Raw genomic sequence first — 13,108 nt, forward strand, 5'->3', positions numbered from 1 at the left:
TCTTCACGCGACGCCGACGAGGCAACACCCCCGGCCTCAGTCCCCCGCGCCCGCACCCGCCCGCAGCGTCAGACAGCCGGGAAGCGCCGCACAGGCATCGCGGAAGCGGCCGGCCAGCGCCTCGCGGGTAGGCGTGTCCGACCGGTCCGCCCAGGCATCCAACGCACAGTGCCAGGCAGCAACGAGCACCTCCATCGCCAGCCGCGGCCGCAGATCCTCCGCACCGGCGAGGCCGAACCGGCGCTGGAGCACCTCGACCGCCGCACGGCTGGTGTCCTGGCAGAAGCGCAGCCCGTGTGCCTCCATGGACGGCGTCCGGGCGGCCAACTGGCGGTTGAGCCGGACCCGTTCGGGCCAGTCAGCGGCGGTCATCCCGTCCAGCGAGGCGAGCACGACCTCCTGGAGCATCACCAGGAGCGGACCGTCGGCCGGCTCGCGGGTCTCCAGGTCCGCGAGAAAGGCCCGCCACAGATCGTGCAGCGGCGCCATCGCCACGTCTTCCTTGCTGGTGAAGTGCCGGAAGAACGTGCGCTTGGAGGTGTCCACCGCGTCGCAGAGCTCGTCGAGGGTCACGCTCTGAAATCCGCGTTCGCTGAACAGGCGCAGGGCGGTGTCGACCAGCGCCTCCCGCGTCCGCAGTTTCTTGCGTTCCCGCAGCGGAAGTCGCTCTGCGGCGTCGGGCGAGGGGCGTGGACTCTCCATGCCGGACAGCGTACCCGAGGGGTAAACGCCACTTGCACGCACATGCCACTGAGTGGCATAAATGTCTGACACAACCCACAACCCTCGCTCCACCGTCCACCGAAGGGGTGCACCGCGCCATGCGTGCTCTGCTCGTCGACCGCTCCTCCCCCGCCGGCCTCCGCCTCGCCCAGGCCCCCGACCCCCAACCGGCCCCGCACCAGGCCCTGATGCGGGTGGCGGCAACCTCCCTCAACTACGGCGAGGTACGCATCGGCCTCCAGGAGAGCGCCGACGGCGCGGTCCCGGGCTGGGACGCCGCCGGGGTCGTCGAACGGGCGGCGGCCGACGGCTCCGGCCCGGCCGCCGGCACCCCCGTCGTCACCCTCGGGCCGGACGGCGGCTGGGCCGAACTCCGCGCCGTGGACACCGACTTGATCGGCGTGGTGCCGCCCGGCGCCGACCCCGGGGCGATCGCCACGATCCCGGTGGCCGGCGCCACCGCGCTCCGCGCCCTGCACCGCCTCGGCCCTCTCCTGGGACGACGCGTCCTGATCACCGGCGCCACCGGCGGCACCGGCCGCTACGCGGTCCAACTGGCCCGGCGCGGTGGGGCACACGTCGTCGCCGCCACCGGATCCCCGGACCGGCACGGCGAGAGCCTGCGCAGCCTGGGCGCCCACGAGGTGGTGACCGGCCCCCACGACCTCACCACCCCCGTGGACGGCGTCATCGACCTCATCGGCGGACGTCAACTCGTAGCTGCCTACGGCAAGTTGGCCGAAGGCGGCACCCTGGTAGCGGTCGGCCACTCCGCACACGAGGACGAAACCTTCCCCTACGGCGCCCTCTACGGCGACCAGGGCCGGCACGACCGCACCCTCACCACGTTCTTCCTGCTCGCCTGCACCGGACTGGCCCGCGACCTGACCTGGCTCGCCGAACAGGTCGCCGCCGGCACCCTCGCCCCGCACCTCTCCTGGCGCGGCCCCTGGACCGACGCCCCCGACGCCATCGACGCCCTCCTCGAACGCCGCCTCCACGGCAAGGCCGTACTCGACCTCGACCAGGGCGTGCCCGGTGGGTCAGCGAGCCTGCCACGCCTGATCAGTTGACTGCGCTGACTCGGTTGACTACGGGCTGCACGCCGAGGGGGTGGTGGTGAGCCAGGAGCATGCACCGGCGGACGATCATTCGACGCCCGTCATCGAGTTCACCGACCGGCAGGGCCGGCCCGTCCGGTTCCGTCCCCGTCGCGACGGGGACGGGGCTGGGACTGGCCCTCGGAACCCATGTGCCGGTCGTCTACCTGCCGGTGATGGCCTTCTCAAGGAGCAACGTGAGGATCGACTCGGCATGTGTCCAGAGCAGGGCGCCGCCGAATTCCGGCACGACATGGTGTTGTGCACCGGGAATACGGGCAGCGAGCAGTGCTCCGTTGTCGGGCGAGTGGCTGGTGTCCCGCGCGCCGTACCAGATGTCGACCGGGACGGTGATCTCGTCGAGGGCGAACGGCCACCGCCCCATCGCCAGGACCGTGTCGCGGGCGTAACCAGCAGCACCTTGAGCAAATGCCTCGTTCAAGGCCCTGCGGTAACCAGCCGCGAAATCAGGATCCTGGTACACGGCAAGGTCGCACCCTGGACTCCCGGCCATGACCATGTCCCACATCGCATCCGCGGTGAAGCCCGCGAAAAACTCCTCGGCGCCGGCCGGATCGCATGCCACCCGCTCGACGAGGCCCCGCAGGTCCGCATCCAGAACAGAAGCGAACTCCGGCGCGGCGACCTCGTCCGCACCGGAGACGACAGCCAGTGCCGAGGCACCCCCCTCCGCAGCACACGCAAGAGCGAATGGCGCGCCCTGCGAGTTCCCGACCACGACCGGGCGCCCCAGCCCCCGCAGCGCACAGAGCTGACGCATATCCCCTGCGAAGTCGGAAAAGGTCCGCCCGGGGGCGGGCGTCGAGACACCGAGCCCCGGACGGTCCACAGAGACAAGACGCACTCCAAGCGCCTCAACAACGCCTGCACCGAACCCGAGCCACCGGCTCGTAGCTGCGCCCGGACACAACAGAACCGGCACCCCGTCCAACGGCCCCCACTCGGCCCAGCCGAGCAACCGTCCATCAGACAGCGCACACTCACCAAGCCGGGCAGGAACGTCAACATATCCAGTCATGATCAACATCATGGCCATGGACAGGATGTCCCGCACCCGACTTTCACCGATCGCGGCGGTGGGTGCGACTTCTGCGAGCAGGCCCTGGAAGGTGCAGTCCAGGTGTAGCCGGACATGGCTCGCATCATCGCCAGCGCGACCAGCTCGGCATCGCTGAGCTGCGACGCGACCCCCACGGCCGGCCGCCAGGGCGCCGGTTCCGGTGTCTCCGCCGGCGCCCCGTTGAAGTTGACCACCGAGAGGGTCCGGCGGGTCACCGAGCTCACCTCCCGCCTGAACGTCCTGCCTTTCGAGGACGAAGCAGGCAAGGCGGAACTGTTCGAGCAGATCCTCGGCAAGCCGCTGCCGTCGAGAGTCACGATCTATCCGCCCTTCTACACGGACCACGGTCTCCATCTCGACCTCGCCGAGCGCGTGTTCATCAGCCAGAACTGCACGTTCCTGGACTACGCCGGCATCCGGCTCGGCGAACGCGTGTTGGTCGGCCCGAAGGTCACGTTCATCACCAGCGGCCACCCGGTCGATCCCGAGGAGCGGCGGCTGTACCTCACCGGCGCACCCATCGACGTCGCGGAGAACGTGTGGATCGGCGCCGGTGCCACGATCCTGCCAGGCGTCAGCATCGGCCGTGATGCCGTGCTCGCCGCCGGCGCGATCGTGGCCGATGACGTGCCGCCGGCAACCCTGGTGACCGGCAGCAAACCGTGCACCGACAGTGGTGACGCCCACACCAGGGCCCCGCCGAGCCCCCCAACTACGGGGAATCATCCACACCACACCGGAAGCCTGGCACCCCTCCCTCAAGGCAACTGGCCCCATTCCAGGGGCACAACACCCCTCCGCTCGCTCACCCCGTACGATCACCGACCCCTTGGAATTGATCAAGTAGGGCCTGCCCGACGGGCCACGGCCAGAGCCTTTCAGCCCCTGAAGCCCCCGGTCCCTTCGCGCAAACCACACCTAAACCCGCCACACCCCCCACCAAACCCCCCACGGCACAAACCCCACCGCCGCCAGCAGCACCGGCGCCAGCCGCAGCCAGGCACCCCCGCCCCACGCCCGACGCCGCCGCCAGACAGCAACCACCGCCACAACCCCCGCCACGATGACGGCCACACCGACCAACTGCACCGCCAGCCACACCACCGGCCGCCCCCACACCTCAGGCACCGCAACCCCGTCCCCCACCACATAGACCGCGAGCGGACAAGCCACCGCTCCCACCACCGCGACCAACCCCAGCCCTGCCAGCCGGCGCACGGGACGCACCACGGGCCCGCGCCGCAGCACGGCACCCACGGGGTAGCCGGCGAAGCCGACCAGAAGCAGTAGCGGAGCCAGCCACGCGTACCAGGCGTCCCCAGGCACCGGCGTACTGGACGCCACCTGGGGCGGCGCGGGCGCCACGGCGCTCACGGGTGGGTGCCCGGCGGCCACCGCCCGCACCCACGAGGTCATGGTTTCCGCATAGCCGGGGGCCAGTTCCCCCAACGGCTTGCCGTGAAAGAGCGGGCCGCCCAGACGGTCGAAGCCGTCCGACGTCCGATGCCCGTTGTGCGCCGCACCGGGGACGAACTGGATGACCGCGTGCGGGTTGCCGGCCCGGCCGAGCGCCCGCTGGAAGACCCGAGCGCTCTCCCCGGGCGGCACCTGCATGTCGTGCGCACCCCACAGGGCCAACACCGGCGTCCGGTGCAGCCGCCCCAGCACCCGCAACGCATCGTAGTCCGCGCCCGGGAACCGGCCGGTGGCAGCGACGAGTTGGGCCGCCGGACCGGCGACCACACCGGTGAACGTCGCACCGGCTCCCCGATGCATCAGATGCGTGGTGAGATTCCATGCCTGCGTCCGCAACACGTCATACCCCGACCCGCCGATGGTGATCACGAACGCCACGTCGGACGACCGCGACGCGGCCAGCGGTGCCACCCAACCACCCTCGCTGAACCCCCACATCCCGACCTGGTGCGGATCGACGCCCGGCCACTTCCGCAACAGCCGCACTCCGCCGAGCGCGTCCTCGGCCAGCGCCCCGAAGTCGCGGTGGGTGCGGGAGTACCCGGCCGTCCGCTTGTCGTAGACGAGCGTGGTGATCCCCGCCCGCGCGAACGCCTCCGCCTCCTGCCGGTACTCCTGCCTGGGACCGGGCCCCGAACCGCCGATGAGCACGATGCCCGGGCGGCTGCCCCGCGCCCCCGCGGCGGTCAGTACCGTCCCGTGCAGGACGAGCCCCCCACCGCCGCGGAAGGTGACCTCCTCCCGGACCAGTCCGCCACCGCCCGGCGCCTCCGCACCGGCCCGTGGCGCGACAAGCAGCCCGGCGGCCACCACACAGACCAGAGCCAGACAGGCCCGCAGGAACGATCTGACAAAGAACTGCACTGCGTTTGCCCCCTCTTCCCAAAACGCCCGCAGAACGGGTCAGTTGCCCTCGGGTATGCCCAGCAGCCGGATGTGCACGGCCCGCGCGTCGGGCGCGACCTCGCCCTCCGCCGGCGAGAAGCGGTACAGGAGCGCGATGTACTCCTCGAAGAACGCACGCAGCTGCTCGGGGTTGAGTCGCAGCGTCGACCGGGAGAAGAGCGCCGCGTCGGCCCAGGGCCCGAGCGTGTCGCGCTCCTCCTCGAACCGGCGTACCAGATCGGCGAGTTCGGCGAAGTTGAGCCGGTGCATCTCCGTCAGGGCTTCGCGCATCTCGGGGGTCTGCCGGCTGTACGGCGGAAACCGCCGGTCCCCCGGCACCGCCCGCCACCACCGCTCCCGCCCCTTGGCCAGCTCCGGAACCTCCTCGACGAAGCCGTGCTTCGCCATCCGCCTGAGGTGGTAGCTGACCAGCCCGGTGCTCTCACCGAGCTGCCTGGCGAGCGCGGCCGAGTTGGCCGGCCCCGCACGCAGACACTGCTCGATCCGCTGCCGCATCGGATGCGCAAGCACGCGCAACGCCTCGACGTCGACGATCTCCTGCACAGACGGTTGTTCGCCCATGCCGGCAGCCTAGAAGTTGCAAACACCCTTTGCAAGCAAGTTTTGCAACCCTCCACGGTGGGCCGGTCGCCACGCAGGAACGCACCCGACGCCGTGGGCGCCACGCACTTTCGACGGCATCGACCTGCTCGACGTCACCGGCCCCGGAGGTCTTCGCCCTGTTACGACGGGAGACAGCCGACCCATCCGACTGCCACGTCCTACTGGCCGCCGTCCGCCTGCGGCTTCCACACCACGGACACCCTCATCCGCGCCTTCCGCCGCCAGCTCAACACCACCCCGACGGCATACCGCAACCGCTTCCGACACTCCGCATGACCCGCCTCACCCACCACGACCGGATAGGGAAACGAACGGGAGGCGAGCAGGCGATGAGAACGAGTCAGGAGACACGCGCGCACGCGACGGCGCCGCGTCCCCGTGGCAGGGTCAGCACATGCCGTTCGACCACAACGACCACTACCACCGCCTACTGCTGCGCCACCTGCCGCGGAACTGCGGCACCGCACTGGACGTCGGCTGCGGCACCGGCCGCTTCGCCCGGCGCCTCGCCGGCCTGGGCGTCGAGGTCGACGCGATCGACCCGTCCGCGCAGGTCATCGCCCAGGCCCGCGCCCTCTCGGAACGGTCAGGTGCCCACCGGCCCCCGGACTTCCGCCAAGCGGACGCCATCGCCGTCGAACTTCCCCCCGGTCACTACGACTTCATCTCGTGCCTGGCCAGCCTCCACCACATGCCCTTCGACACGGTGACCAGGCTGCGTAACGCACTCGCGCCGGGCGGAGTACTGGTGGTCCTGGGCTGCTATCGCGAGCAGGGCCTCAGCGACGGCCTCTGGAGCCTGGCAGCCGCACCCACCAACGCCCTCATCCGCCTCGCCGTCGCCGCCACCGAAACGGCCCGCCCCACCGCGTCACCCCGCCGGCCGCGGACCAAGGCACCGGTGAAACAACCCACCATACTCCTGCCCGAAATCCGCCACCGGGCCGCAGCCCTGCTGCCCGGATCCCGCATCCGCCGCCTGCTCTTCTGGCGCTACCTGCTGGTCTTCCACAACGAGACCTGAGACCAGGCGCCAAGCCCGGCCTCCCTGAGGCCCCCTGGCGGCTCACGAACAGTGCCTGGCGCGGGAGACAGCCGCGCCACAGCACAACTGCAGCACCTGCAATCCGGCAGTCCACCGCCGGAGACGGTGAACTGCCGAGAAAGACCGGCTACGGCCCGGAAACGGCCGCCGATCCCTTTTCAGTTGCGAGCGGCGCGCCGACCCCGGCGGTACAGCAGGGTGCCGCCCATCAGCAGCACGGCGCTGGTCGCAATCGCCATACCGGTCTCCGCCTCACCGGTCTTCGCCAGCTGCGGGCGAGCGGGGATGTTGCGGTGGTGCTGATGCTGGTGCTGGTGGACCCGGTGCTCGGGCGCGGGGGCCGGAGCGGCCGACGCCCGGTGGTGCGGTGCCGGACGCTCGTGGCGCACCTGCGGCTTGTGCCCCTGCATTTTGTGGTGGCGCCGCTCGTGGCCCTTCGAACTGTTGACGCAGTCGTTGCCGAACGCGGGATTGAGCGCCCCGACCACGTCCACGGTGTTTCCGCACGCATTCACCGGGATGTGAACGGGCACCTGAACCTGGTTCCCGGACAGCACACCAGGAGAACCAACGGCGGCTCCATCAGCCCCGGCGTCGGCTACGGACGCGCCCGCCCCTGCGAGCAGCAGGCCGCCGGTGGCAACCGAAGCGGCAATGACCTTTTTGATCACGTGACTCCTCCTTGACAGCGCGGCCACATCCGCGGACCGCACAACACACAACGACGCCGAGCGCAGAAAGCTCCGAATGCGCCATTTCGATCACTCTTTCAGCTTGATGTGCATACTCACTCCGGCCGGAGAATACTAATTATTCTTGTATGGCGACGAATTTCCCATGATGATCGATCGCCGGAATACCCCAGAAATGAAGCCGGCCGGGCACACCTCCGTTGATCGCACTAATCTGCAGAACTCGGAAAGCTCCGAGGGCATCGATTCCACCGCACCACAATCCCACCATTCCCGCACCCCACAAGACCCTGAGAATCGGCACATACACACGAAAAGGCGCCCTGCGGCAGATCCTCAGGGCGCCCTGACGGCTACGGGGTGATCAATGCGTGCCGAACAGCGGCAACCGTCCGAGATGCAGCGGACTGATATCACTGACGACCGTCAGCGGGGCGCCGATGACCCCGGCGCCACCTGGGCCGAGGCCGCCGGCGTGGGCAGGTACAGAGACAATCCCGGCGAGCGTGAGGGCTCCCAGAAGACCGGCGAGGACACGGCGCATGACTGCTCCTGCTTCATCTCGTGTGCGGACGTGCGGTTGACTCAGGCCACCCTGGCACCCGCACCCCCACGGCCCCTCGCGCCCACGCCAGGCGATCACCTGATCGCGCGATCAGGAATATCGCAGAGAAGGCTCCAGCACTCCCCGTACCGAAAATAATGAAATTCACCACGGAAATCCGTATGGAGAAGCGCCACCTGGGAACATCCCCTCGAAAACCCACCGCCGCCCTTGACGTCCCGTCAACCGGCAAAAAATTCGCATCATACAATCCGGCGCGTCGCTGTGGGACTTCAGAGGCATTTCGTATTAGCCTCCCCAGCTGTACGAAGTCGTTACATAACGACCTCAACCGCTCAATTCACCGGAGAAGAAATGCGCAAGCTTCACAAGGCCGCTGTCGTGACTGCCGTCCTCGGTAGCGTCAGCATTCTCGGTGTCAGCACCGCCAATGCCGACGGCGAGGGCGGCCCCCAGGGCCGCTTCGACATCAAGCAGAGCGCCATGTGTAGATCACACGACACCAACGTCGATATCCTCGGCGAGGTCGGGATCGCAAACGGTCTGGGCGGAAACCTGCTCAACGGCGAGGGCTCGCCGGGTGCACAGAGCACGCACATGGGCTCGTCCATGGGCTGCAACAACGGCGCGTTCAACAAGTAACCGCCAGGGCACGGGTTCCGGCGTCCGGTCCGCACAGACCGGACGCCGGAACCCTTTTTGCATCCCGTCTCAGCCAAACACAGATGCGGGGCCGGTCCCCGTCGAAGGGACCGACCCCGCAGTATCGCGGCCGGCCCGGGATCGCCCGGGCCGGCTCCGCCCTCACATCGCACTCAGAAGTCGGAGTGGGACCGCTTGAAGCTCTTGGGGAGCTGGAAGTGGTTGGAGCAGTTCATGCGCGGGCCGATGTCCGTCTCTCCCTCGCTGCCCACGAGACCCTCCTCGGGCCACACCAAGCGCTGCCGGGAGGCCGTCGCGCAGCGCTGCTCCTGGTCGATGATGATGCGCCGGCCGTCCTTCGTCCGGTAGACGGCCGCGTACTTGTGGACGCAGACTTTGTTGCCTGATTCGCCGCGGCTGCAGTGGTCCCCTTCTCCTGCGTGCGCTTGAGGGGCGATGGCGCAGGCCGCGGTGATGCCGCCCATCATTGCCACGATCGCTGCGATCTTCTTCCGACTCAACATCTTCTGCGTTCCTTTGTGGTTGACACTCGGGCGCGAGACACCACGAACGGGCTCGCGCCCGAGCCCGGAGAATGCCGAAAAAGGGTTCTGGTGCCCGGACCCGAAGGACCGGACACCAGAACCCCGTCCTACTTACTTGCGCAGGGCAGTGGTGTTGTCGCAGCCCATGTTCGAACCCTGGCGGGTCCCCTGGTTGCCGGAACGGCCTTCGCCGTTGAGCGCGTTGGCCAACGCGCCGTTCAGGATGCCGACCTGGCCGAGCACGTTGACGTTCAGGTCGTGCGACCGGCACATGGTGTTCTGCCGGACCGCCGTCTCGCTAGGGCGCTCGGAGCGAGACTCCTGAGCCGGGCCGTGCTGGACCGGAGCCTGCTGGGCCTGCGGCGCCGGGGCCGGGGCGGCCTGCGGCGCCGGAGCCGGAGCAGGCGCTGCCTGCGGGGCCGGAGCCGGGGCAGGAGCCGGAGCGGGAGCAGGGGCAGGAGCTGCCTGCGGGGCCGGAGCGGGAGCCGGAGCCGGGGCCGGGGCGGCCTGCGGCGCCGGAGCCGGAGCCTCAGGGGCAGCCTGCGGAGCGGCCTGCGGACCACCGTGCCCACCACCGCCGTTGGCGGAGGCGCCCGAGGCGGAGACGGCCCAGGCGGTGACCTCCGGGCCGGAGCCGTACCCGTCGGCCAAGCTGACCCCGGCACTGGCGGTGGAGAGGCAGCCGACGGCTGCGACGACGATGGCGACTCTCTGAAGTTTGCGCATGGAACCCTTGATCCTTGATTGCGTGGATGGAGATGAACATGCCGCGATTACCTAGTGTGAGTATATGCACACCCAGAGTAGCCAACCGTGGATTTCGCCCCACTACACACTTCGTGTCGTTCCCGCAAGACGAAGTCCCGCCCCTCACGGCTGCCACCGACCGATCCCGGCGCACCCCCATATTGCGCACTTCGAAAGAGGAACTCGCGCCCATCGCCCCGACTCCACGCCGGAAGCCGCCCAACAGGCCCACAAAGAAGGCCGTTTGGCGTCGACGCGGCGAGTCGAAGGCACACGTGACACAACTTGAGGCATCCGGAACGGCACCCATCGCGCCCTCCTTCTGCCCCCTCTGACAGAGGAACGACGCAGACCCCCAACAGGGGTACGGGGGCCGGTCAATCGTCACCCATTTGCCAGTGGCGCCACCACGGCCGCCATCGAAAAGACAAGAGAGAACGGCCGCCTTCAGGCACTGGTCCGGCACCCCGAATTTCCCACCCGGCCCCGGCCTCCCCCGCCCCTCTTCACTGCATCCAGGGCTCTCGCCCCCTCCCTCCGAGCCATTGCGCTGCTCGCAGGAGCAAAGCGGCAGGCAGTTGCCGCAGACAGGCTGAGTGGCCGTCAGTCGTCCGACACAAGGCAGGCAACGGAGTGGAACGCCCAGTTTGGCTACTGCTAGTGTTCGCGCAGTCACAGCCAGCAAGTTGGGCTTAAGTACAGGTACGAAGGTCGAGGGTTCCATGCGCAAGCTTCAACAGGTCATGCTCGTCGCCGCTGCCGGCGGTCTGTCCGCCGTCGGCGCAGGGGCCGGCACTGCCTACGCCCACGGCGGCAAGGCCCACAACGAGCTCTTCCGCCCGTACCAGGAGTGCAGCCCGCAGACCGTGGCCGAGGCCAACCTCCCGCTCGGCGTGCTCGCCGTTCCCGAGACCTGGGGCACCACCTGCGGCCAGTTCAACCACTCCTTCACCAAGAAGTAAGGCGACGGGACAGCCGCACCCCGACACAAGCGCGGGCCTTTCGGGACTCTTCCCCGAAGGGCCCGCTTTCTTGTGTCCTGCAACCGGGGCGCGGACCGTGCGGCCGAACGAGTGGTTCGCCAGACAGCGTTCGCGCCGCTCCCGGCCCGTTGTTCCCCCAACCAACCAGGAACTTGGGATCGTTGCAGGCGCCAAGCTCGTCCAAGACGGCTCTAACATCCGGCGCGTCGCTCAGCAACTGCTGATCTTTCGTATTAACTATCCGCAACTGCATGAAGCAGTCGATCTCCGATCACTTCCGGACAATCATGGAGAAAGAAATGCGTAAGCTTCAGAAGGTTGCTGTCGTGGCCGTCGCCCTCGGTAGCGTTGGTTTCTTCGGCGCCGGCACCTCGTACGCCTCAGGAGGCGGCGGTAGCCACTTCGGCCAGGGCTCCCAGTGCCGCACGCACGACCTGAACGTCGACGTGCTCGGCGAGGTCGGCATCCTGAACGGCCTGCTGGGCAGCGCGCTCAACGGCGAGGGCTCTCCCGGAGCGCAGTCCACCCCGATGGGTTCGAGCATCGGCTGCAACAACAGCATCGGCAAGTAGCCGGACGGGGTTCTGGTGTCCGGCCTTCGGGCCCGGGCACCAGGCCCCCTTCCGCACTCAGAGCTCGGGTGCGGCCCGCTCGCGGAACGCCGCATCCGAGCATCGATCACAAAGGGACGTAGTACATGTTCAGTCGGAAGAAGATCGCAGCCACCGTGGCACTGCTGGGCGGCCTCACCACCGCCTGTGTCATCGCCCCCCAGGCACACGCCGCAGACCCCAGAGGACTCTGCACCCGTGACGTCCAGGGCAATGTCACCTGTCTCCAGCGAACTGCCGGCGCCAACGAGGACGGCAGATACTCCGTCAACCAGGTGCAGAGCTGCGAGCCGACGTCGCCCCTCTCCATCCCCGCGCACGGTCTCCTCAACCCGGGAAGCATGCAGGTCGGTCCCTCCATCACCTGCAACAACTCGGCCCGGGTGCCTGGCGGCGACTCGTCTTCCCAATCGGGTGGCGGCTCTCCCCAGGCAGGTGACGCCTCTCCTCAAGCGAGTGGCAGCTCTCCCCAAACGGGCGACGCCTCTCCTCAAGCGAGTGGCAGCTCTCCCCAAACGGGCGACGGCGCAGAGGGATGAGCCGTTGTGCCGGTCCTCGACAGGCACAACGGGGGTGGCGCCCCGCGCCCGCCCAACGGGCGACATCGCCGGCTGCTTCCCCACTCCGCCTGATCACGGGGTGATCGTTCGCTGAGAACACCCCGCCCTACAGTGAATGGCCGGACCGCGTTGCCATCGGTCCGGCCATTCACCATGTCCCCGTCGGGCCGCCGGTCATACGGACTGGTTGGCGGTCCGTATACCGGCAGGGGCCGCACCACGCGGTCCGGAGCACAGGCAGGGTGGGCCGGGCCCGGACACAAGGCGAGTCCCGGCGCCGAGCTCGTGACTCGGCACCGGGACGAGGACAGCTCCGTGCCAGTGGCGGTCGTTCAGGAGACGCCGTTGTTGCAGTGGAAGTTCGAGCCAAGGTGAGAGGGCTGCGAGCCCGGCGAGCCCTCGCCGTTGAGGGCGTTGCCCAGCGTGCCGTTGAGCGCTCCGACCGTCCCGAGGACACTGATGTTCATGTCGTGCGAACGGCACTCGGTTCCCTGTGTGAGGTCGGTGTCGTGGGCACCCGGCTCGCCGTGGGCATAGGCGGTGCCTGCGCCGAAAGCGCCGACACTGCCGAGTGCGGCCGCCACGACGGCGACCTTGTGGAACTTGCGCATGTCTTCTCCGGTGATTGAGCGGTTGTGATGTGCAGTGGACTGGGTGTGCCGCCCCGGAGGCCGACTGGGATACGCCTCGTGGTGCGGCATCGGTAGGCCCGAACGGGCAGGACGCCTACGCGCTCGGCGCGGAGGTGCGGTGCCTTGGGAATGCGGTGGCGCCCGGCCGGTCGGTGGTGCGACGGGGCGACAGATCGATGGCCGGGGGCCAGCCGGCC

Annotated in this window: 13 protein-coding genes and 4 pseudogenes; 7 read left to right on the forward strand and 10 right to left on the reverse strand. The window is 68.9% G+C overall.

Annotated features, from left to right (window positions below; all coding sequences use genetic code 11):
• Positions 1-36: 36 nt before the first annotated feature.
• A complete protein-coding gene (locus ACRAS8_RS05710) occupies positions 37-702 on the reverse strand; it encodes a TetR/AcrR family transcriptional regulator (RefSeq protein ID WP_438484681.1) in 666 nt (221 codons plus the stop codon).
• A gap of 119 nt (positions 703-821) precedes the next feature.
• On the opposite strand from ACRAS8_RS05710, the gene ACRAS8_RS05715 reads away from it, so the two are divergent.
• A complete protein-coding gene (locus tag ACRAS8_RS05715) occupies positions 822-1,796 on the forward strand; it encodes a zinc-binding dehydrogenase (RefSeq protein ID WP_438484682.1) in 975 nt (324 codons plus the stop codon).
• A 190-nt stretch (positions 1,797-1,986) separates the two neighbouring features.
• Here the strand turns inward: ACRAS8_RS05715 and ACRAS8_RS05720 are convergent, their stop codons facing one another.
• Positions 1,987-2,862 carry an alpha/beta fold hydrolase gene (locus ACRAS8_RS05720; RefSeq protein ID WP_438490356.1) on the reverse strand — a complete coding sequence of 292 codons (876 nt, stop codon included), beginning with the start codon at positions 2,860-2,862 and terminating at the stop codon, positions 1,987-1,989.
• Positions 2,863-2,963: 101 nt separating this feature from the next.
• Positions 2,964-3,068, reverse strand: a pseudogene (locus tag ACRAS8_RS05725) (IS982 family transposase); the annotation flags it as partial.
• A gap of 16 nt (positions 3,069-3,084) precedes the next feature.
• On the opposite strand from ACRAS8_RS05725, the pseudogene ACRAS8_RS05730 reads away from it, so the two are divergent.
• Positions 3,085-3,564: pseudogene (locus ACRAS8_RS05730) on the forward strand (sugar O-acetyltransferase); the annotation flags it as partial.
• Between the two features lie 258 nt (positions 3,565-3,822).
• On the opposite strand, the gene ACRAS8_RS05735 reads toward ACRAS8_RS05730, so the two are convergent.
• Complete coding sequence (locus tag ACRAS8_RS05735; RefSeq protein ID WP_438484683.1) at positions 3,823-5,244, reverse strand: alpha/beta hydrolase family protein; 1,422 nt, start codon at positions 5,242-5,244, stop codon at positions 3,823-3,825.
• A gap of 39 nt (positions 5,245-5,283) precedes the next feature.
• Positions 5,284-5,847 (reverse strand): ArsR/SmtB family transcription factor, encoded by a 564-nt coding sequence (locus tag ACRAS8_RS05740; protein ID WP_438484684.1) that lies wholly within the window; start codon positions 5,845-5,847, stop codon positions 5,284-5,286.
• Between the two features lie 213 nt (positions 5,848-6,060).
• Here ACRAS8_RS05740 and ACRAS8_RS05745 point away from each other — a divergent pair.
• Both ACRAS8_RS05745 and ACRAS8_RS05750 read left to right on the forward strand, forming a co-directional pair.
• Positions 6,061-6,165: pseudogene (locus tag ACRAS8_RS05745) on the forward strand (AraC family transcriptional regulator); the annotation flags it as partial.
• 118 nt (positions 6,166-6,283) lie between these two features.
• Positions 6,284-6,913, forward strand: a complete 630-nt coding sequence (locus ACRAS8_RS05750; protein ID WP_438484685.1) for a class I SAM-dependent methyltransferase — start codon at positions 6,284-6,286, stop codon at positions 6,911-6,913.
• A 461-nt stretch (positions 6,914-7,374) separates the two neighbouring features.
• On the opposite strand, the pseudogene ACRAS8_RS05755 reads toward ACRAS8_RS05750, so the two are convergent.
• A pseudogene (locus ACRAS8_RS05755) lies at positions 7,375-7,605 on the reverse strand (chaplin); the annotation flags it as partial.
• Positions 7,606-7,990: 385 nt separating this feature from the next.
• Complete coding sequence (locus ACRAS8_RS05760; RefSeq protein ID WP_438484686.1) at positions 7,991-8,170, reverse strand: hypothetical protein; 180 nt, start codon at positions 8,168-8,170, stop codon at positions 7,991-7,993.
• Between the two features lie 375 nt (positions 8,171-8,545).
• Here ACRAS8_RS05760 and ACRAS8_RS05765 point away from each other — a divergent pair, with 375 nt between their 5' ends.
• Positions 8,546-8,833 (forward strand): hypothetical protein, encoded by a 288-nt coding sequence (locus ACRAS8_RS05765; RefSeq protein WP_438484687.1) that lies wholly within the window; start codon positions 8,546-8,548, stop codon positions 8,831-8,833.
• A gap of 173 nt (positions 8,834-9,006) precedes the next feature.
• On the opposite strand, the gene ACRAS8_RS05770 is transcribed toward ACRAS8_RS05765, so the two are convergent.
• Positions 9,007-9,357 carry a hypothetical protein gene (locus ACRAS8_RS05770; RefSeq protein ID WP_438484688.1) on the reverse strand — a complete coding sequence of 117 codons (351 nt, stop codon included), beginning with the start codon at positions 9,355-9,357 and terminating at the stop codon, positions 9,007-9,009.
• Between the two features lie 132 nt (positions 9,358-9,489).
• Positions 9,490-10,104, reverse strand: coding sequence for a hypothetical protein (locus tag ACRAS8_RS05775; protein ID WP_438484689.1), 615 nt, complete (start codon positions 10,102-10,104; stop codon positions 9,490-9,492).
• Between the two features lie 743 nt (positions 10,105-10,847).
• On the opposite strand from ACRAS8_RS05775, the gene ACRAS8_RS05780 reads away from it, so the two are divergent.
• Positions 10,848-11,087, forward strand: a complete 240-nt coding sequence (locus ACRAS8_RS05780) for a hypothetical protein (RefSeq protein WP_438484690.1) — start codon at positions 10,848-10,850, stop codon at positions 11,085-11,087.
• A 320-nt stretch (positions 11,088-11,407) separates the two neighbouring features.
• Positions 11,408-11,680, forward strand: a complete 273-nt coding sequence (locus ACRAS8_RS05785) for a hypothetical protein (RefSeq protein ID WP_438484691.1) — start codon at positions 11,408-11,410, stop codon at positions 11,678-11,680.
• 931 nt (positions 11,681-12,611) lie between these two features.
• On the opposite strand, the gene ACRAS8_RS05790 is transcribed toward ACRAS8_RS05785, so the two are convergent.
• Positions 12,612-12,890, reverse strand: a complete 279-nt coding sequence (locus ACRAS8_RS05790; protein WP_438484692.1) for a hypothetical protein — start codon at positions 12,888-12,890, stop codon at positions 12,612-12,614.
• Positions 12,891-13,108: the final 218 nt, after the last annotated feature.

The organism is Streptomyces sp. S186, from assembly GCF_051603415.1.
Lineage (GTDB): Bacteria > Actinomycetota > Actinomycetes > Streptomycetales > Streptomycetaceae > Streptomyces.